This is a genomic window from Streptomyces sp. NPDC048269 (assembly GCF_040652395.1).
Lineage (GTDB): Bacteria > Actinomycetota > Actinomycetes > Streptomycetales > Streptomycetaceae > Streptomyces.
Genome location: NZ_JBEZLW010000017.1, coordinates 1 through 19,217, shown reverse-complemented (window position 1 = coordinate 19,217; position 19,217 = coordinate 1). Strand labels below are relative to the sequence as shown.

Sequence of the window (19,217 nt, the reverse complement as noted above, 5' to 3'; positions counted from 1 at the left end):
GTCAGACCAGGGCGGCGATCACCTCGCGCGCCGCGCGCTCCCCCTCGGTGGCGCCGCCCTCCATGAAGCCCTGGAAGTCGTAGCTGCAGTGCTCGCCGCCGATGTGGATGTTGCCCTGCGCGGTGCCCTCGTACTTGGCGTAGCGGTGGAGGTAGCCGGTGGGCCAGTACGAGTAGGCCCCCAGGGAGTACGGGTTGCGGTGCCACGCGGAGAGCTGGGCCCGCCCGTTCCAGACCGCCTTGGTGCCCGGGAAGAAGGAGTCGACGCCGGTCAGCACACGGCCGGCGAGTTCTCGTACGTACGGATCGGTCTCGGTGGCGAAGGGGGTCGCGGGGGTGAGCGCCCCGGCCAGGGTGCCGCCGCCGTACTGGAGCAGGATCCCGCCGTTGCCGGGCTGCACCTTGGTGGTGTCCCAGGTCTGCTGGACGGCGGAGTCCGTGAAGCAGTCGCCCGCGGAGACGCCGGGCCACGGTCCCGTGCCGCGCCAGGGACGGGCGGTGAACTGCATGTTGAGCTTGGTGCAGTAGCCCATCCTGGCGTCCCTGAGCAGGTTCCGCATGAGCGGGTCGAAGGCCGCCCCGGAGGTGTCGATGCGCTGGAGGATCGGCAGCGGCAGACACAGGACGGTGTGGTCGGCGACGACGGTCCGGGTCGCGCCGGAGTCGTTGAAGGTGAGGGTCTGGGTGCCGTCGGCGTTGGCGCGTACGGCGACCAGCTCGCGGCCCGTCACCAGGGTGCCGGCGGGCAGTGCGGCGGCGATGGCGTTCGGCAGCCGGTCGTTGCCGCCGGTGATGTGGTAGCGCTCGTTGGACAGGCCCCAGACGTTGAAGTTGCCGGGGTTGGGCTGATAACCCATCAGGAGGACCAGGGCGAGGGCGGACTGCTGAGCGGTGTCGGCGCCGTACTCGACGTTGTAGGCCACGTCGATGAAGCGGCCGAGCTGCGAGCCGTGGCCGCCGGGGACGCGGGTCTCGATCCACTCGTACAGGGTCATGTTGTCGAGGGCCGTGCCGGCGGGGGTGGTGGTGTTCCAGGAGACCTCGCCGGCCTCCTGGAGGTCGCGGCGCAGCGCCTGGTAGACGGCCTTGAAGTCCTCGTCGGCCTGGGTGCGGGAGTAGTACTCGCCGTTGAACCAGAGGACTTCCTCCGCCCCGTTGGGGCCGCCGCCGAGGAAGTCCTCGGTGGGCAGGCCGAAGCGGCGGCACAGTTCCAGGATCTTCTTGTGGCTGGTGTCGATCAGCTCTCCGCCGATCTCGGAGGTCTGCCCGTACGCCCAGTGGTCGCGCTGGGTCCACATGCGGCCGCCGACCCGGCCGGGGTTGGCCTCGTACAACGTGCAGGGGACCCCCGCGTCCTTGAGGGTGAGGGCGGCGGTCAGGCCGGAGATGCCCGCGCCGACCACGGCGACGCGGGCGGGGCCGACGGGCTTCTTGGCGGGGGCGGACCCGGCGGCGTACGCGGTCGCGGAGGAGGCGAGGGCGGTACCGAGGCCGAGGGCCGCGGCCCGGCCGAGGAGTTCGCGACGGGTGGAGCCGCGGACCTCGGCGGCGGGCAGGTCGAGGCGCCGGGCGGCGGCGTGCTCGGCGGCGAGCCGCCGCAGGGCGTGCATCACGGGCGTACGGGCCATGGCGGGACTCCTCAGACGTTCGCGGCGGCGGTGGACGGGGACGGGGCGTCGGGGCGTTCGGCGGCGTCCTCCAGGACGATCCGGCCGATGATCTCGTAGCGGGCGGGGGCCTTCGCCCTGAGCCAGAGGCCGAGGCCGAGGCCGCCGAGGAAGACGGCGCCGACGATCCACGGGATGAGCTTGAAGAACAGCGAGCCGGCCGCGGCGCCCGCGGCGGTCTCCATGTTGAGCACCAGCAGCACCACGACGGCGGTCATGCCGATCCCGCCGAGCAGCGGCGCGGTCATCGTCCTGAACCAGTGCCGGTCCTCCGGGTGGTTCTTGCGGAAGTACCCGATGACGGCGAAGGAGCAGAGCGTCTGGACGATCAGGATCGCCATGGTGCCGAGGATCGCGAGCAGCGTGTACAGGTGGAGGTACGGGTCCTGCCCGGTGAGCCAGAAGCCGGCGACGAGGGCGGTGGCGATGGCCGTCTGCACGAGGGAGGCGACGTAGGGCGAGCCGTGCCCGGGGTGGGTGCGGCCGAGCTTCGGGGAGAGGAAGCCCTCGCGGCCGATGGCGTAGAGGTAGCGGGCGGCGCACTGGTGGAAGGCCATGCCGCAGGCGAACGAGCCGGTGAGCAGCAGCCATTGGAAGGCGTCGACCGCCCAGGCGCCGATGAAGGTCCGGGTGGGGGCGAAGAACAGGTCGAGGGGGCTGGCGGAGGCCGACAGCTCCACGGACCCGGCCAGGCCGTTGCCGGCGATGGTCATCCAGGAGACGTAGATGTAGAAGAGGCCGACGCCGACCACCGAGATGAGGGTGGCCTTGGGGATGACGCGCTTGGGATCGCGGGACTCCTCCCCGTACATGGCGGTGGACTCGAAGCCGACCCAGGACCAGAAGGCGAAGAAGAGCCCGAGTCCGGCGGAGGTGCCGGTGAAGGCGTTCTTCGGGTTGACGGGCTCGACCGGGATCCCGTCCGGACCGCCGCCGGCGACCAGCACCGCGGTGGCGACGGCGAACAGCACGGCGATCTCGGCGACCAGCATGACGCCGAGGGCCTTGGCGGTCAGGTTGATGTCGAAGTGGGCGAGTGCCGCGGTGACGGCGAGCATCCCGGCCGCGTACAGCACCCACGGCAGGTCGACGCCGAGCTGGTCGTCGACGGTGGTCTTGGCGAAGTACGAGAAGACGCCGACGATCGAGGCCTCGAAGACGATGTACGCGAGGACGGCGAGCATCCCCGACGCCATCCCGGCGATGCGGCCGAGGCCGTGCGAGATGTACCCGTAGAAGGCGCCCGCGGCGGTGATCCGCTTGGCCATCGCCACGTAGCCGACCGCGAAGACCGTGAGCACGACCGTCGCGAAGAGATAGCCGGCCGGGGCTCCGACGCCGTTTCCGAACCCGACCGCGATGGGGAGGTTGCCGGTCATGGCCGTGATCGGTGCGGCGGTGGCGACGGCCATGAACACGACCCCGACCAGCCCCACCGAGTTGGCCTTCAGCCGCTGGACCTGCGGGGCTGCGGGCGTCTGCGGCGACCCGCCCGTGATGTCTCTGCTCATCGCGTCCTCTTCCGTGTGGAGGGCGCCCACTCTCTCCCCGCGTGACGCACACCACAATCGGCACGTGGTCCGATAATCTCCTTTCCGGGGCGACGAGTTGTCGGGCCGGATGGGCGCAAACGACCGTCCGTGACCGGGAGGTGATGTGCTCGGAACAGGCCTGCCGGTAGCGTCCCGCGATATGGACAACCAGGGCGGAATCACGGTTCAGCGGGCACTGGAGCTGCCGGGGCTGCGCAGCGGGCTGCCGGAGGTGGTGGCCTGTGCCGACCGCCTGGGCCGGACCGTCCGCTGGGTGCACGCGGGCGAGGTCCCCAACATCGCCTCGCTGCTCAAGGGCGGCGAACTGCTGCTGACCACGGGTCTCGGCCTCGGCACCCGGCCCGCCGAGCAGCGTGCCTTCGTACGCCGCCTCGCGGACCGGGGGATCGCCGCGCTGGTGGTCGAGCTGGGCCCGCGCTTCACCCGGCTGCCGTCGACGATCGTGGAGACCGCGCGCACGGCGGGGCTGCCACTGGTCCAGCTCCACCGGGAAGTCCCCTTCGTCACCGTCACGGAGGAGGTCCACACCGAGATCGTCAACCACCACTACGCGCTGCTCCAGCGGGCCGAGGAGGTCCACCGGCGGTGTACGGAGGCCCTGTTGGGTGGCGGCGGCATCCCGCAGGTGCTGCGGATCCTCGCCGACTTCACGGGCAACCCGGTCTTCCTGGAAACCCCCGACGGGCAGTTGCTGTACGCGGCCGGCAGCTCGGGCGGCGACGCGGGCGCCGACCCGCTCCAGGTGTGGGAGGGCCTGCGGGGCCAGCGCGAAGCCGAGCCGTCGGCGAACACCGTGGTGGTCGACGTACCGGGCGGGGGCCACGGCACGGGCTCGGTCCGGGCCCGGGTGGTGCTGCTCGGGGTCTCGGCCCCGCTGCTCCCCGTGCACCGGATGGCGGCCGAACGCACCGCGGGCGTGCTGGCCGTCGTCCTGATGCAGGCGCGGCAGGAGGAGGAACTGGCGGCGCGCGGCCGCGGCGACTTCCTGACGGACCTCGCCGAGGGCCGCATCTCGGCGGAGGACGCCCCGGCGCAGGCCCGCGTACTGGGCTTCAAGCCGGGCGGCGGGGGTCCACTGCTGCCGGTGGTCATGCGGCTCTCCTCGGACCTCGGCCCGTCCGGCAACTGGGCCGTCCTGGCCCGGGCGGTGCTGGAGGAACTGTCGTCCGTCGGGGTCCCCGTCCTGCTGGGCGTCCGCCCGGTGGAAGGCCGCGTCCCCCTCCTCGTGTCCCTGCGCGCCGAGTCGGAGCGTACGGCGGTGGCGGACCGGGTCGCGGCCGCGCTTCGGGCGGGCGTGGAACGGGCCGGGCTGGACCGCGCCTCGGCCCCGCCGGCCGTGGTCGTCGGCGTGGCGGGCGGCTGGGCGGCCGCCTCCGCGGGCCTGCGGCACGCGGCGGAGACGGCCACGGCGGCCCACGGACTGCCGGCCCGGCCCTGGTACGACGCGAGGAGGCTGGACATCGATCTCCTCCTCTGGCGGCTGCGCGAACACCCCGACCTGGCCGCGTTCGTGGACCGCGCGATCGGCGCGCTCCGCAGCCACGACACCTCGTCGCGGCCCCCTCTCCTCCCCACCCTGGAGACGTACCTGGCCCATGCGGGCCGCAAGGCGGAGACGGCCCGCGAACTCCACCTGAACCGCCAGACCCTGTACAACCGCCTGGCCCGCATCTCTGAACTCCTGGGCACGGACCTGGACGACCCGGAGACGGTCCTCTCCCTGAGCCTGGCCCTCCGCGCGCGGCGCCACGTTGCGTCGTGACCACCGTTCCCTGGGGCCCTGCCCCAGACCCCGTCACCCCGACGGCGCTCCGCGCCCGCGCCTCAAACGCCGTCGAGGCCGGCGGTCGCCCCGCACCAGGCAAACCGCACCGAATCCAGCCCCGCCGGCGCTTGAGGGCGCGGGGTCCGAGGCGGAGCCCCGATCTTGCAGCCGCACCGGCCCGCCGAGCCGCACCGAATCCAGCCCCGCCGGCGTGTGAGGCGCAGGGGCCGTGCCCCACTAGCGGCGGCGCTCCATCAGCTCGTCGTAGACCGACAGGACCTGCGCGACCGTGTCGTCCTCGGACGGCCACGTCGCGGCCTGGGCCCGCCCCGCCGCGGCCAGCGCGACCCGCCGGTCAGGATCAGCCAGCAGGCCGGCCACCGCAGCGGCAAGGGCCTCCGCGTCCCCGTCAGGGACGAGCGCCGCCGCCTGTCCCACCAGCTCCGGTACGCTCCCGACCGCCGTGGCCACCAGGGGAACCCCCACCCGCAGCGCCTCCTGCGCCAGCAGGGCCCGTTCTTCCCACCGGCTCGGCAACACCGCCACGTCCGCCGCCGCCAGCAGCTGCGCCGCGTCCCGGCGCCGCCCCAGCAGCCGTACCGGGAGGTCCTCGGCCTCGATCCGCCGGGACAGCTCGGCCCGCAGCGGCCCCTCCCCCGCGATCACCAGCAGCGGCAGCGGCTCCAGCGTCCGCCACTCCCGCGCCGCGTCGAGCAGGACGGAGTACCCGCGGTGCGGCACCAGGCTCCCGACCGCGATGAGCAACGGCCTTGCCACCGCCCCGAGTTCCGCCCGCACCTTGCCGGCATCGGCACCCGGTCTGGCCGCCGGCACGGCGACAGGAGCCAGCCGCGCGTCCCGCGCACCCCGCAACCGCGCCAGGTCCACCTGGTCCGAGGAGGCCCCGAGCACCACCGCCGCGGCCCGCGCCACGTGCCGTTCCAGGATCCGGCTCAGCCGCCCGAGCGCACCGGCGGCCGCCGGGCCGTCACCGTGCCAGCTCACCACCAGCGGGGCCCGGTGTCCCCGCAGGGCGAGCGCGGCCCGCATGCCCGCCCGTACCCCGTGCGCGTGCACGACGTCGGCCCCGGCGCAGGCGGCCCGCAGCGCGCTCACCGCGTCGGGCGCGAACTGTGCGCCCGCGCCGGTGAAGTCGTACTCCCCCTCCGCCTCGGCGGACGCGCACACCGTGACCCGTACCCCGCGCGCGGCGAGGCCCGTCGTGAGGGACCGTACGTGCGCGCTGCTGCCCGCCCCCGCACTGCCGCCGAGCACTTGGACGGTACGCAGGGGCGGCCGCCCGTAGGGCTGTGCCGGGACGGACGCGGAGACCGGGGAGCTGCTCACGGGCCGAAGCTCCAGGGTGAGGGAGAGTCAGAGACGTCGCCCAGGATGCCAGTCCGCACGCGCGTTCCGGGACCATACGGGTGCGGATCCCGTGAGAGATACCGCAGGACGCCCCCCAGCCTCACCCACACGGGCTACCGGGGCATCACCTTGACGCGTCCGCGCGCGCCGCGGCGAGGAGTTCTTCGGCGTGCGCCCGTGCCGACGCCGAGTCCTCGTGACCCGCCAGCATGCGCGACAGCTCGCGGATCCGGTCCTCGCCCTCCAGGACGGTGACCCCACTGCGCGTGACGGAGCCGTCGTTGGTCTTCTCGACGAGCAGCTGCCGGTCCGCGAAGGCGGCCACCTGCGGCAGGTGGGTGACGACGACCACCTGCGCCGACTTGGCGAGCTTCGCGAGCCGCCGGCCCACCTCGACGGCGGCCTTGCCGCCGACGCCCGCGTCGACCTCGTCGAAGAGGTACGTGGGCACCGGGTCGGAGCCCGCGAAGACGACCTCCACGGCCAGCATCACCCGGGACAGCTCACCGCCCGAGGCGCCCTTGGCGATCGGCCGCGGCTGGGCCCCTGGGTGCGGGGCGAGCAGCAGTTCGACCTCGTCCGCACCCGAAGGGCCGTAGGCGACCGCGCGCCCGTCCACGTCCACCCCGTCGGGGTCCTCGGCCTGCCGGATGTCGATGGTCACCCGTGCGTGCGGCATCGCCAGCGAGGCCAGCTCCTCCGTCACTGCCGAGGCGAACCGGGTCGCCGCCTCCACCCGCGCGTCCGTCAGCGCCTGTGCCAGCGCCGACAGTTCGGAGCGCAGTCCGTCCCGCTCGGCGGTCAGCTCGGTGATCCGCTCGTCATCGCCGTCCAGCTCCAGCAGCCGCTCCGCGCCCCGCTCGGCCCACTCCAGCACCGAGTCCACGGTGCCTTCGTTGCCGTACTTGCGCGTCAGCTGGGTGAGGGCCGCACGGCGTTCCTCCACCGCGGCCAGCCGCAGCGGGTCCGCGTCGAGGTCGTCGGCGTAGCCCGCCAGCTCCCCGGCCACGTCACCCAGCAGGATGCCCAGCTCGCCGATGCGCTCGGCGAGCGCGCCGAGCACCGGGTCGTGCGAGCGTACGGACTCCAGGGCCCGGTGGGCGCCCGCGACCAGGGTGTTGGCGTCGATGCCCTCCGGGTCCTCGGGATTGCCGGCGAGCGCGGCGTGTGCCACCTGCGCCGCCGAGGCCAGCGACTCGGCGTGCCCGAGCCGCTCGGCCTCGGCCGCCAGTTCGATGTCCTCGCCCGCCACCGGTTCCACGGCCGCGATCTCGTCCAGCCCGAAGCGCAGCAGGTCGGCCTCCTGGGCCCGTTCCCGGGCCCGGGTGGTGATCTCCTCCAGCTCGACGGCGACCGCACGGAGCCTGCGATAGGCCGACCCGTACTTCTCCAGCGGGACGGCGACGGCGTCCCCGGCGTACCGGTCGAGGGCCTGCCGCTGCCGGGCGGGCCGCAGCAGCCCCTGCTGGTCGGTCTGCCCGTGTACGGCGACCAGGTCGTCCGCGAGTTCGCCGAGCAGGCCGACGGGCACGGAGCGGCCGCCGACGTGGGCGCGCGAGCGCCCCTCGGCGGACACGGTCCGGCTGATCAGCAGGGCGCCGTCGTCGAGCTCGGCTCCCGCCTCCTCGGCGCGTACGGCGGCGGGGGCGTCGGGACGCATGACGATGCGGCCCTCGACGACCGCGGCCTTGGCCCCGATCCGTACCAGGGCCGGGTCGGCGCGCCCGCCGAGCAGCAGCCCGAGGCTGGTGACGACCATCGTCTTGCCCGCGCCGGTCTCACCGGTCACCGCGGTGAAACCGGGCGACAGCTCGACCACCGCGTCGTCGATGACCCCGAGCGACCGTATCCGCATCTCCTCAAGCACGGGACGACGATACCGAGGTTTCACGGGTGCCATGTGACGTCACCCGCCCGGACCCCTCCGAACGAATGTGCTATTTACGCACAAGGGGACATCTCTCAGTGCGGCGCCCCGCGCCATCCGGACACCGGCAGCGCGAACTTGGCGACGAGCCGGTCCGTGAAGGACGCGTGGTGCAGCCGGGCGAGCCGTACGGGCACCGCCCCGCGCCGGACCTCCACCCGGGCCCCGGACGGCAGCTCCAGCATGCGCCGGCCGTCGCACCACAGCACCCCGTGCGGGGTCCCCGTCTGCACCTCCACCGCCAGCACCGAGTCCGGCGAGGTCACCAGCGGCTTCGCGAACAGCGCGTGCGCGCTGATCGGCACCATCAGCAGCGCCTCCACCTCCGGCCAGACCACCGGCCCGCCCGCGGAGAAGGCGTACGCCGTCGAGCCCGTCGGAGTCGCGCAGACGATCCCGTCACAGCCGAAGCCGGACACCGGGCGCCCGTCGATCTCCAGGACCACCTCCAGCATCCGCTCCGGGGACACCTTCTGGACCGCGGCCTCGTTCAGCGCCCAGTCCTGGTGCACCACGTCGCCGTTCGTGCGCACGATCACATCGAGGGTCATCCGCTCCTCGACCTCGTACTCGCGCGTCACCACCCGGTCCACGACCTTGTCCAGGTCGTCGCGCTCGGCCTCGGCGAGGAACCCCACCCGGCCCAGGTTGACGCCCAGCATCGGCACCCCCGAGGCACGCGCGAACTCGGCGCCCCGCAGCAGGGTCCCGTCGCCGCCCAGCACGATCAGCAGCTCGCAGCCGTCGAGCACCCCGTGGGTGGACTCGGTGACCAGCTCCACCTCGGGCGGCAGCGGCAGGTCGGCGGCCTCGTGCGCGAAGACCCGTACGCCCAGCCCGCACCGCAGCAGGCCCTTCACGACCAGCTCGGCACTGCGGATGGCCGCGGGCCGGCCGGTGTGCGCGAGCAGGAAGACCGTACGCCCCACGGCCGGCCCCCCTGGGCCGGCCGAACCCGCGGAACCCTGTGAACCCTCTGAACCCGATGTAGCTGATGAATCTGTCACTGCGGCCCCTCCGCCACTGCACGGTCAACATCCGCCGGGTCGAGTGCCGGTGCCCCCGCCCGCAGCCACAGAAAGTACTCGACATTTCCCGACGGCCCCGGAAGCGGACTCGCGGTAACACCGAGAACGCCCAAACCCAGCTTCGCCGCCTGCGCCGCGACCTCGCGCACGGCCTCCGCCCGCAGCTCCGGGCTGCGCACCACACCGCCGCTCCCCAGCCTGTCCTTGCCGACCTCGAACTGCGGCTTGACCATCAGCACCAGGTCCGCGTCCGGCGCGGTGCACCGCACCAGCGCGGGCAGCACCAGGCCGATCGAGATGAAGGACAGGTCGCCGACGACGAGGTCGGCCGGAATGCCGTCGATCTGCTCGACCGTCAGCTCGCGGACGTTCGTACGGTCCTTCACGGTGACCCGGTCGTCGCTCTGCAGCGACCAGGCGAGCTGCCCGTAACCGACGTCGACCGCCACCACATGGGCGACGCCCGCGCGCAGCAGCACATCGGTGAACCCGCCGGTCGAGGCTCCCGCGTCCAGCGCCCGACGGCCCTCGACGACCAACCCCTGCGGCTGGAACGCGGCCAGCGCCCCGGCCAGCTTGTGGCCGCCCCGCGAGACGTAGTCGGGATCGCTGTCGTCCTTGAGGACCACCAGGGCCGCGCTGGTCTCGACCTGGGTGGCGGCCTTGGTCGCGGTGGTGCCGCCCACGGTCACCCGGCCCGCGGCGATCAGCTGCGCGGCGTGCTCGCGCGAGCGGGCCATGCTGCGGCGTACCAGTTCGGCGTCCAGGCGGCGGCGTGCCACTCCTGCCACGTTCGGTTCAGCTCCTGTTTTCGTACGGACCGGGAACGGGCGGTGCGTCCAGCGCCGTCAGCGCGTCACGCAGCCCCCTGTGGACATCCTCGTACACCTCGAGGTGTCCGTCCGCGGTGAGGTGGTCGGCGTCCGCCAGCCGCGCCAGGTGCGCGTCCACGCCGGCGTGACCGGTGGGCGTGCGTACGACGCCCAGCGCCGCGGGCCCGGCGGGCCCGGCGGCGGCTTCGCCCGCGGCCTCGGCAGCTTCGTCGCTCATGCCCCGACGCTACCCCGAAGAGCCCTTCGACCACGTACGGCTCTGCGGTACGGTCATGGTCACGATGGCTACGATCGAGGAGTGCCGCGAAGCACTCGACCAACTCTCCGGCAACCTGGCGCGGGCCGAAGGCGGCGTGCGCGGCGCGGCCGCGCTCGACCGCTCCCTGAGCTGCCACATCACGGACCTGGACCGGACCTTCACCGGCCGCCTGGCCGACGGCCGCATCCAGGTGGACGCGCTCACGCCCGGCCCGCCCGCCGGAAAGGCCCAGATCCGCCTCGCGATGACCTCCGACGACCTGATCGCCCTGGTGGCGGGCGACCTCAAGTTCGCCAAGGCCTGGGCCTCCGGCCGGGTAAAACTGGAAGCCGGCCTCCGCGACCTCCTCCGCCTGAAGAGCCTGCTCTGACCCCACCGTCCCCGCCCACACACAGCCCCACCGGAGTGCGAGGCGTCCCTTCAGCCCCCAGCGTTTGAGGCCTTCCCAGCCCCCGGCACTTGAGGCGCGGGACCCGGGGCGGAGCTCCAAATCCTTGAGCCGCAGCAAATCCAGCCCCGCCGGCGTCCGAGGCGCGGGGCCCGGCCCGGAGCCCCGAATCCTTGAGCCGCGCGCCCGCCGAGCCGCACCGACACCCGCCCCGCCGGAACCCGGGCCGCGGAGCCCGAGCGCGCCGCAGCAACCCCTAGACGGCGGCCCGCGCCCCGGCCCGGGACCGCCGCGCGGCCGGAACCACCAACGGCGTCCCCGTCTCCGGATCGGAGATCACCTGGCAGCGCAGCCCGAACACCTTCTCCACGAGCTCGGCCGTGACCACCACCCCCGGCGGCCCCTCCGCCACGACCTCCCCACCCCGCATCGCGATCAGATGCGTGGCGTAACGCGCCGCGTGGTTCAGATCGTGCAGCACGGCCACCAGCGTCCGCCCCTGCGTCTCGTGCAGCTCCGCGCACAGGTCCAGCACGTCGATCTGATGCTGGATGTCCAGATACGTGGTCGGCTCGTCGAGCAGCAGCAGCGGGGTCTGCTGCGCCAGCGCCATCGCGATCCACACCCGCTGGCGCTGCCCGCCCGACAGCTCGTCCACCGCCCGGTCCGCGAGTTCCGCGACACCGGTCGAGGCCATCGACTCGCCGACGATCCGCTCGTCCTCCGCCGACCACTGCCGCAGCAGCCCCTGGTGCGGGTACCGGCCGCGCGAGACCAGGTCGGCCACCGTGATGCCGTCCGGCGCGATCGAGGACTGCGGGAGCAGCCCCAGGGTCTTGGCGACCTTCTTCGCCGGCATCGACCCGATGGCCTGCCCGTCCAGCAGCACGCGCCCGGTGGACGGCTTCAGCATCCGCGCCAGGGCGCGCAGCAGCGTGGACTTGCCGCAGGCGTTGGGTCCGACGATCACGGTGAAGGAGTTGTCGGGGATCTCCACCGACAGGTTCTCGGCGATGACCCGCCGGTCGTAGCCGAGGGTCACGTTCTCCGCGGTGAGCCGCTGCACTTGGTCACTCCTGAGGTTCATATACGTCCTGCCTTGCGCTCGGTGACGAGCAGCCAGAGCAGATAGACACCGCCGACGAGCCCGGTCACCACACCCACCGGCAGCTGATCGGCGCCGAAGGCCCGCTGCGAGGCCCAGTCGGACCCCAGCAGCAGGACCGAGCCCATGAGCGCGGCGGTCAGCAGGTTCCCCCCGGGCGAGCGGGTCAGCCGCCGGGCCAGCTGGGGGGCGGCCAGCGCGACGAAGCTGATCGGCCCGGCCGCGGCGCTCGCCGCGGTGGTGAGCACGATGGCCGCGAGCATCAGCAGCAGCCGCGTGCGTTCCACCCGTACTCCGAGGGCGTACGCGGCGTCGTCGCCCATCTCCATCATCCGCACGGCCCGGCCCTGCCCGAGGACCAGCGGGAAGAGCACCGCGCAGACCGCGAGCAGCGGCCACACCTGCGCCCAGTCCCGGCCCGCCAGCGAGCCGGTCAGCCAGACCATCGCGCGGGTGGCCTCGACCATCCGCGCCTTCGTGATCAGGTACTGGATCAGGGCGATGAGCATGGCGGAGGCGCCGATGCCGACCAGCACCAGCCGGTAGCCCTGGATCCCCTGCTTGTACGCCAGCAGGTAGACGGCGAGCCCCGCCAGCAGGCCGCCGAGCAGCGCGCCGACGGCCACTTCGGTGGCGCCGCCCTTGAACAGGATGATGACGACGAGCGCGCCCACCGCCGAGCCGTACGCGAAGCCGAGCAGGTCCGGGGAGCCGAGCGGATTGCGGGAGACGGACTGGAAGACGGCCCCGGACATCCCGAGGGCCGCACCGACCAGCAGGGCGACCAGCACCCGCGGCAGACGCAGGTCGTTGACGATGAAGTCGTTGGCGGGGGTGCCGTTTCCCAGCAGGGTCTGTACGACGTCCCACGGCGCGATCCGGAAGTCCCCGGTGCCGATGAGCAGGACGGCCAGGGCGAACGCCACGACGGCGAGCAGGGCCCCCACGGCCAGGGCACGCCGCTCGACCCGCAGCGAGATCCCGCCGGGAAGGTTCAGCCGACGGGCTTTGGCGGTCACGGTCACAGCTGGGCCATCCTCTTGCGGCGAACCAGGTAGATGAAGACGGGGCCGCCGATGAGCGCGGTGACGATGCCGACCTGGAGCTCGGCGGGCCGGGTCACGACCCGCCCGAGGACGTCGGCGCCGAGCAGCAGCACCGGTGACAGGACGGCGGAGTACACGAGCACCCAGCGCATGTCCGGCCCGGTGAAGGCCCGTACGAGGTGCGGGATCATCAGCCCGATGAAGACGATGGGGCCGCAGGCGGCGGTCCCGGCGCCGCACAGCAGCGTGATGGCGAGCATCGCGGCGATCCGGGTCCGCGTCAGGTGGGCGCCGAGCGCCCGCGCGGTGTCGTCACCCATGGCCATCGCGTTGAGCGGGCGGCCCAGCAACAGCGCGAGCACCGCACCGGCCAGCAGGAAGGGCGCGACCTGCCGGACCGTGTCCATGTTGGCCGAGGCCAGCGAACCCACCGTCCAGAACCGCAACTTGTCCAGCGCCTTGCTGTCCATGAGCTGTACGGCGTTGATGTAGCCGACCAGGGCCGCGCTGGCCGCCGTACCCGCGAGCGCGAGGCGTACCGGGGTGGCGCTGCGGCTGCCGCCGAGCACGTAGACGACGACCGAGACGACGGCGGCCCCGAGGAAGGCCCACCACACGAACTCGCTCAGGGAGTTCGCGCCGAGGAAGCTGATCGCGGAGACGACGGCGGCCGCGGCCCCTGCGTTGACGCCGAGGATGCCGGGCTCGGCCAGCGGGTTGCGGGTCAGTGCCTGCATGACCGCCCCGGAGAGGCCGAGCCCGAGTCCGACCATCAGCCCGAGGAGCGTGCGGGGCACCCGCAGGTCCCGTACCACCACGTCGGAGGGCGTCCCCGTGTAGTCGAACAGGCCGTGCCAGACCGCGTCGAGGGACATCTGCTTGGCGCCCACGGCGATGCTCAGCACGGCGATCAGCGCCAGCACCGCCAGGGCGCCCAGCAGCCCGGCGGCGCGGGCGCCGTGGCGTGGGCGGACGGCGGCGACCGGCGCCGCGCTCTGTTCGGGGGGACTCTCGACCAACACGGAAGTTAGGTTAGCCTACCCTCCGCATTCGTGGATCATCCGAACGGCCCCGACCGCCGCCCGACAGCCCCCTACAGGCCGAGCCTGGCCAGCGCCTTCTCCGCGTCGAGCGTGCAGACCCCGTCCCCGGCCGCCGTCCAGGCCGCCGCGCAGAGCGCCCGCAGCCCGTCGATCGGGTCCCCGTCCTCCCCGCTCAGCTCCAGCACACCGGCGTTCAACGCGGCCGCGGTCCATCCGCCGCAGCGGAATCCCCCCTCGGCCGGCTCCACCTCGGGCTGCCCCCTCAACAGCCCCCGCAGGTCCCGGTCCACGTACGTCGGCCGGTGCCGGGGCTCGGCCCGCACCAGCTGCCTCGCGTCCGTCACCCCGGTCAGCACCAGCAGCGAGTCCACCTCCCCGTTGAAGGCGCCCTCGATGTCGGTGTCCAGCCGGTCCCCCACCACCAGCGGCCGCTCCGCCCCGGTCCGCAGCACCGTCTCCCGGTGCATCGGGGGCAACGGCTTGCCCGCCACCTGGGGTTCCGCGCCCGTCGCGATCCGTACGACCTCCACCGCGGCCCCGTTGCCCGGCGCGATCCCGCGCGCCCCCGGGATCGTCAGGTCGGTGTTGGAGGCGTACCACGGCACCCCGCGGTTGATCGCGTACGCAGCCTCCGCGAACCGCCCCCAGGCCAGGTCCGGACCCCCGTAGCCCTGCACGACCGCCGCGAGCCCCTCCTCGTCGGCCGACTCCACCGGCACCAGACCACGCTCGCGCAGCGCGACCCTCAGCCCTTCCCCGCCGATCACCAGCACCTTCGATCCCGGCTCCACCTGCTCCGCGATCAGCCGGGCCACCGCCTGCGCCGAGGTGATCACCTCGGCCGCCTCGGTCGGGATGCCCAGCTCGCCCAGGTGCTCCGCGACGGCGTCCGGAGTCCGGAGCGCGTTGTTCGTGACGTACGCGAGGTGCATCCCGTCGGCCCGGGCCGCGGCGAGGGCGTCCACGGCGTGCGCGATGGCATGCCCGCCCGCGTAGACGACACCGTCGAGGTCCAGCAGGGCAGTGTCGTACGCCTGGTGCAGACTCTGCTCACTGGCCGCGGGACTGATCCTGGTCTGCCGGGTCATCCTGGTCGCTCCTCCTGGGGCCCCTCCCAGCGGTAGCTGGGGGAGATCGATCATGTCCGATTCCGTACTCCCCCGATCATCCCGCATCGCGAGACGGGTCTTACCATGCACCAATGACCACATCTGGCACCGCGGACCATGGACTGCGCCTGATCCCGTTCCATGGCCTGCGCTACGTCCCCGAGCGTGTCGGCAGCCTCGCCGCCGTCACCTCGCCGCCGTACGACGTGGTCGTACGCCCCGACGGAGTCGACCACCTCGAATCCGCGGACCCGCACAACATCGTCCGCCTGATCCTTCCCCAGGCCGGCACCCCCGCCGCACGCAACGAACAGGCCGCGCGCACCCTGCAGGACTGGCTCGCCGAGGGCATCCTCAGTGCCGACCCGGAGCCCTCCCTCTACGTCTACGAGCAGCGCCGGGCCGGCATGCTCCAGCGCGGCATCATCGGCGCCCTCGCCCTGTCCGCCGCCGACGCCGGCATCGTCCTGCCCCACGAGGACGTCATGCCGGACGTGGTCACCGACCGGGCCGGCCTGATGCGGGCCACCTCCGCCAATCTCGAACCCCTCCTCCTCACCTACCGGGGCGACGACCCCGGCGCGGGCGCGGCGGCCGTCGTCGAGCGGACCGCCCAGCGCGCGCCCCTCCTGTCGACGACCACCGAGGACGGCTTCCAGCACCGCCTCTGGGCCATCACCGACCCGGCCGAGCTCGCGGCCGTGACGGCTGATCTCAGCCATCGTCAGGCCCTCATCGCCGACGGCCACCACCGCTGGGCGACGTACCTGCGCCTCCAGGAGGAACACGGCTCCCCCACCGCTTGGGACTTCGGGTTGGTCCTCCTCGTGGACACCGCCCGCTACCCGCTCCAGGTCCGCGCCATCCACCGGATGCTGCGCCGGCTTCCGGTTGCGGACGCCCTCGCCGCCCTGGAGGGCCGTTTCCGGGTCCGCCGGGTCGAGGGGCCGCTCCCGCTGGCTCTGGAGGCACTCGCGGACGCCGCGGAGCGGGGCAACGCCTTCCTCCTGACCGGCGACGGCACGTTCCACCTGGTCACCGACCCCGACCTGGCACTCCTGGAGAGCACGGTCCGGCACGACCGCCCCGAGGCCTGGCGCCGGCTGGACGCCACGGTCCTGCACTCCACCCTGCTCGACGCCGTGTGGCACGTCCCGGACGCACCCGACCAGATCACGTACATCCACGACGCCGCCGCCACCGTGGAGATGGCCGAGCGCCACGGGGGCACCGCGGTTCTGCTGCATCCCGTACGGGAGGAAGTCGTACGGGACCTGGCCCGCCAGGGCGTCACGATGCCCCGGAAGTCCACCTCGTTCGGTCCGAAACCGGCCACCGGCCTGGTGCTGCGCGGCCTGGCCTGACACACGCCCCGTCCCGTTCCCGGACATGAGGAAGGGCGGTACCCCGACCGGGGTACCGCCCTTCCTCACTTCACCAGGCGTCAGGCCTTGTCGCGGCCCGCGTCCCGCTCGTCGTCCTCGTCCTCGTCGTCCTCGACGACGATCTCGTCGGTGACGTCGACGTCGGCCTCGGACTGCTCCAGCGGCTCGTACTCGTCGTCGTCCTCGTCGTAGTACTCGGCGACGTCGGAGGCGCGCTCGGCCGCGGCGACCTCGGCAGCGTCCTCGTCGTCCTCGTCGTCCACGTCGTCCACGATGTCGTCGGCGGTGTCGATCGCGGCGTCGACGAACTCGACTCCGTCGAGCTCGGCGAGGCGGTCGGAGGCGTCGGTGGCCCCGTCCTTGTCCGCTTCGAGGGTCTTGCCGAACCACTCGCGCGCCTCGTCCTCACGACCGGCCGCCAGCAGGGCGTCGGCGTAGGCGTACCGCAGGCGCGCGGTCCAGGGCTGGACGGAGCTGGAGGCCAGCTCCGGGCTCTGCAGGGTCACGATGGCGGCTTCGAGCTGCCCCTGGTCCCGCCGGGCACCGGCGGCGACCAGCCGCATCTCGACCTGGCCGGCCTTGTCCAGCTTCTGCACCTCGGGCTCACCGGCCATCGCCAGCGCCCGCTCCGGACGGCCGAGGCCGCGCTCGCAGTCGGCCATGACGGGCCACAGCTCGACGGAGCCGGTCATGCGCTTGGCGGCACGGAACTCCGCAAGCGCCTCGCTGTACTTCTGCGTGGCGTACGCGGCGAAGCCGGCGGCCTCGCGGACGGCGGCGACGCGGGAGGCCAGTCGCAGGGCGATGCGCGAGTACGCGTACGCCTGCTCGGGGTCCTCGTCGATCAGCCGCGCGACCATGACCAGGTTCTTGGAGACTTCCTCGGCCAGGCCCTTGGGCAGGCTCAGCAGCTCCTGGCGCACATCGGCGTCGATCTCGAGGCCGGTGACGTCCTCGTCGATCGGAAGCCGCTTGACCGGGTCGCGGTCACGGTCCGCACGGAAGTCGCGGTCGCCACCACGGTCATCGCGGCCACGGTAGCCACCACGGTCACCACCGCGATCGTCACGGCCACCACGGAACCCGCCACGGTCGCCGCCGCGGTCGTCACGACGCGGGAAGGACGGACGGTCCCCGCCACGGTCGTCGCGACGGAAACCGCCGCCACCACCCGAGGGACGGTCACCACGGTCATCACGACGCGGGTACGACGGACGGTCCCCACCGCGGTCGTCGCGACGGAAACCGCCGCCACCACCCGAGGGACGCTCGCCACGGTCATCACGGCGGAACGGGGGACGGTCGCCACCACGGTCATCACGACGGGGGTAGGACGGACGGTCGCCGCCACGGTCGTCACGGCCACCGCGGAACCCACCACGGTCGTCATCACGACGCGGGTACGACGGACGGTCGCCACCACGGTCATCACGACGCGGGTACGACGGACGGTCCCCACCGCGGTCATCGCGACGGAAACCGCCGCCACCACCCGAGGGACGCTCGCCACGGTCATCACGGCGGAACGGGGGACGGTCGCCACCACGGTCATCACGACGGGGGTAGGACGGACGGTCGCCGCCACGGTCGTCACGGCCACCGCGGAACCCACCACGGTCGTCATCACGACGCGGGTACGACGGACGGTCGCCACCACGGTCATCACGACGCGGGAAGGACGGACGGTCCCCACCACGGTCATCGCGACGGAAACCGCCGCCACCACCCGAGGGGCGCTCGCCACGGTCATCGCGACGCGGGTACGACGGACGGTCGCCACCACGGTCATCACGACGCGGGAAGGACGGACGGTCCCCACCACGGTCATCACGACGGAAACCGCCGCCACTACCCGAGGGGCGCTCGCCACGGTCATCACGACGCGGGTACGACGGACGGTCGCCACCACGGTCATCACGACGCGGGAAGGACGGACGGTCGCCACCACGGTCATCACGACGGAAACCGCCGCCACCACCCGAGGGGCGCTCGCCACGGTCGTCACGACGCGGGTACGACGGACGGTCGCCACCACGGTCATCGCGACGGAAACCGCCGCCACCACCCGAGGGACGCTCGCCACGGTCATCACGGCGGAACGGGGGACGGTCGCCACCACGGTCGTCACGACGCGGGAAGGACGGACGGTCGCCGCCACGGTCATCGCGGCCACCGCGGAACCCACCGCGGTCGTCATCACGACGGGGGTAGGACGGGCGGTCGCCACCACGGTCGTCACGACGGAAACCGCCGCCACCACCGGAGGGACGGTCACCACGGTCGTCACGACGCGGGTACGACGGACGGTCGCCACCACGGTCGTCACGACGGAAACCACCACCGCCACCGCCGGCCGGTCGGCCACCACGGTCATCGCGACGGAACGGGGGACGGTCGCCGCCACGGTCGTCACGGCCCCCGCGGTAGCCGCCCCTGTCACCACCGTCGTTGCGCCGAGGCTCGCGCTCCGGACGATCGTCGGGAGAGTTGGACATGGGTGTGACTCCTGTCTTCGGGGTACCGCTAGTCATTCTCGCGCAACCAACCCATGGCCGCGCTTCGGCGTAAAGATGTACAAAAACAAAAAGGACCCTTGGTCCAGCGTTGAACGCTGGACCAAGGGTCCTTTGAAAGATTGTTCGGCGGTGTCCTACTCTCCCACAGGGTCCCCCCTGCAGTACCATCGGCGCTGAAAGGCTTAGCTTCCGGGTTCGGAATGTAACCGGGCGTTTCCCTAACGCT

The 19,217-nt window shown here is 72.9% G+C and carries 15 protein-coding genes, 1 rRNA gene and 1 pseudogene; 3 read left to right on the top strand and 14 right to left on the bottom strand.

The annotated features are described in order from the left end of the window. Position 1: 1 nt before the first annotated feature. Together AB0D48_RS20105 and AB0D48_RS20100 are read right to left on the bottom strand one after the other, a co-directional pair. On the bottom strand, positions 2 to 1,627 hold the full coding sequence (locus tag AB0D48_RS20105) for an NAD(P)/FAD-dependent oxidoreductase (protein ID WP_362398279.1): 1,626 nt from the start codon (positions 1,625 to 1,627) through the stop codon (positions 2 to 4). An 11-nt stretch (positions 1,628 to 1,638) separates the two neighbouring features. Beyond that, positions 1,639 to 3,177 (bottom strand): APC family permease, encoded by a 1,539-nt coding sequence (locus AB0D48_RS20100; protein ID WP_362398277.1) that lies wholly within the window; start codon positions 3,175 to 3,177, stop codon positions 1,639 to 1,641. 181 nt (positions 3,178 to 3,358) lie between these two features. On the opposite strand from AB0D48_RS20100, the gene AB0D48_RS20095 reads away from it, so the two are divergent. Beyond that, positions 3,359 to 4,981 carry a PucR family transcriptional regulator gene (locus AB0D48_RS20095; protein WP_362398274.1) on the top strand — a complete coding sequence of 541 codons (1,623 nt, stop codon included), beginning with the start codon at positions 3,359 to 3,361 and terminating at the stop codon, positions 4,979 to 4,981. Between the two features lie 240 nt (positions 4,982 to 5,221). Here the strand turns inward: AB0D48_RS20095 and AB0D48_RS20090 are convergent, their stop codons facing one another. The 5 genes from AB0D48_RS20090 to AB0D48_RS20070 form a co-directional block, all read right to left on the bottom strand. After that, positions 5,222 to 6,331: a glycosyltransferase family 4 protein gene (locus AB0D48_RS20090; protein ID WP_362398271.1), complete on the bottom strand. Its 1,110-nt coding sequence runs from the start codon at positions 6,329 to 6,331 to the stop codon at positions 5,222 to 5,224. Between the two features lie 145 nt (positions 6,332 to 6,476). Further along, positions 6,477 to 8,207, bottom strand: a complete 1,731-nt coding sequence (gene recN / locus AB0D48_RS20085) for a DNA repair protein RecN (RefSeq protein ID WP_362398582.1) — start codon at positions 8,205 to 8,207, stop codon at positions 6,477 to 6,479. Positions 8,208 to 8,314: 107 nt separating this feature from the next. Beyond that, positions 8,315 to 9,208: an NAD kinase gene (locus AB0D48_RS20080; protein ID WP_362398268.1), complete on the bottom strand. Its 894-nt coding sequence runs from the start codon at positions 9,206 to 9,208 to the stop codon at positions 8,315 to 8,317. A 74-nt stretch (positions 9,209 to 9,282) separates the two neighbouring features. After that, the gene (locus AB0D48_RS20075) at positions 9,283 to 10,098 is read right to left on the bottom strand and encodes a TlyA family RNA methyltransferase (RefSeq protein WP_362398263.1); all 816 of its coding nucleotides are present in this window, start codon (positions 10,096 to 10,098) and stop codon (positions 9,283 to 9,285) included. A gap of 7 nt (positions 10,099 to 10,105) precedes the next feature. Beyond that, a complete protein-coding gene (locus AB0D48_RS20070) occupies positions 10,106 to 10,357 on the bottom strand; it encodes a hypothetical protein (RefSeq protein WP_362398261.1) in 252 nt (83 codons plus the stop codon). Between the two features lie 64 nt (positions 10,358 to 10,421). Between AB0D48_RS20070 and AB0D48_RS20065 the strand changes: the two genes are divergently transcribed. Continuing rightward, complete coding sequence (locus AB0D48_RS20065) at positions 10,422 to 10,769, top strand: alkyl sulfatase C-terminal domain-containing protein (RefSeq protein ID WP_362398579.1); 348 nt, start codon at positions 10,422 to 10,424, stop codon at positions 10,767 to 10,769. 274 nt (positions 10,770 to 11,043) lie between these two features. Here the strand turns inward: AB0D48_RS20065 and AB0D48_RS20060 are convergent, their stop codons facing one another. From AB0D48_RS20060 to AB0D48_RS20045, 4 genes are all read right to left on the bottom strand, one after another. Then, positions 11,044 to 11,874 carry an ABC transporter ATP-binding protein gene (locus tag AB0D48_RS20060; RefSeq protein WP_362398258.1) on the bottom strand — a complete coding sequence of 277 codons (831 nt, stop codon included), beginning with the start codon at positions 11,872 to 11,874 and terminating at the stop codon, positions 11,044 to 11,046. Beyond that, a complete protein-coding gene (locus tag AB0D48_RS20055) occupies positions 11,871 to 12,917 on the bottom strand; it encodes an iron chelate uptake ABC transporter family permease subunit (protein ID WP_362398255.1) in 1,047 nt (348 codons plus the stop codon). The genes AB0D48_RS20060 and AB0D48_RS20055 overlap by 4 nt, the downstream gene beginning before the upstream one ends. Next, entirely contained in the window at positions 12,914 to 13,960 is a 1,047-nt protein-coding gene (locus tag AB0D48_RS20050; RefSeq protein WP_362398252.1) for an iron chelate uptake ABC transporter family permease subunit, read from the bottom strand. The genes AB0D48_RS20055 and AB0D48_RS20050 overlap by 4 nt, the downstream gene beginning before the upstream one ends. Positions 13,961 to 14,031: 71 nt before the next feature. Further along, positions 14,032 to 15,069 (bottom strand): HAD-IIA family hydrolase, encoded by a 1,038-nt coding sequence (locus AB0D48_RS20045; RefSeq protein ID WP_362398249.1) that lies wholly within the window; start codon positions 15,067 to 15,069, stop codon positions 14,032 to 14,034. 113 nt (positions 15,070 to 15,182) lie between these two features. Here AB0D48_RS20045 and AB0D48_RS20040 point away from each other — a divergent pair, with 113 nt between their 5' ends. Beyond that, on the top strand, positions 15,183 to 16,454 hold the full coding sequence (locus AB0D48_RS20040; RefSeq protein ID WP_362398246.1) for a DUF1015 domain-containing protein: 1,272 nt from the start codon (positions 15,183 to 15,185) through the stop codon (positions 16,452 to 16,454). Positions 16,455 to 16,534: 80 nt separating this feature from the next. Here AB0D48_RS20040 and AB0D48_RS20035 read toward each other — a convergent pair whose 3' ends face one another. From AB0D48_RS20035 to rrf, 3 genes and pseudogenes are all read right to left on the bottom strand, one after another. Continuing rightward, positions 16,535 to 17,398, bottom strand: a complete 864-nt coding sequence (locus AB0D48_RS20035; RefSeq protein ID WP_362398576.1) for a tetratricopeptide repeat protein — start codon at positions 17,396 to 17,398, stop codon at positions 16,535 to 16,537. Between the two features lie 687 nt (positions 17,399 to 18,085). After that, positions 18,086 to 18,889, bottom strand: a pseudogene (locus AB0D48_RS20030) (hypothetical protein); the annotation flags it as partial. Positions 18,890 to 19,112: 223 nt separating this feature from the next. Beyond that, positions 19,113 to 19,217: ribosomal RNA gene (gene rrf, locus AB0D48_RS20025) — 5S ribosomal RNA — on the bottom strand; the annotation flags it as partial.

Excerpts from the sequence above, each read along its gene's own strand:
- AB0D48_RS20105 (WP_362398279.1), bottom strand. The coding sequence starts at position 1,627 with ATGGCCCGTACGCCCGTGATGCACGCCCTGCGGCGGCTCGCCGCCGAG.
- AB0D48_RS20100 (WP_362398277.1), bottom strand. The coding sequence starts at position 3,177 with ATGAGCAGAGACATCACGGGCGGGTCGCCGCAGACGCCCGCAGCCCCG.
- AB0D48_RS20095 (WP_362398274.1), top strand. The coding sequence starts at position 3,359 with ATGGACAACCAGGGCGGAATCACGGTTCAGCGGGCACTGGAGCTGCCG.
- recN (WP_362398582.1), bottom strand. The coding sequence starts at position 8,207 with ATGCGGATACGGTCGCTCGGGGTCATCGACGACGCGGTGGTCGAGCTG.
- AB0D48_RS20070 (WP_362398261.1), bottom strand. The coding sequence starts at position 10,357 with ATGAGCGACGAAGCTGCCGAGGCCGCGGGCGAAGCCGCCGCCGGGCCC.
- AB0D48_RS20065 (WP_362398579.1), top strand. The coding sequence starts at position 10,422 with ATGGCTACGATCGAGGAGTGCCGCGAAGCACTCGACCAACTCTCCGGC.
- AB0D48_RS20060 (WP_362398258.1), bottom strand. The coding sequence starts at position 11,874 with ATGAACCTCAGGAGTGACCAAGTGCAGCGGCTCACCGCGGAGAACGTG.
- AB0D48_RS20045 (WP_362398249.1), bottom strand. The coding sequence starts at position 15,069 with ATGACCCGGCAGACCAGGATCAGTCCCGCGGCCAGTGAGCAGAGTCTG.
- AB0D48_RS20040 (WP_362398246.1), top strand. The coding sequence starts at position 15,183 with ATGACCACATCTGGCACCGCGGACCATGGACTGCGCCTGATCCCGTTC.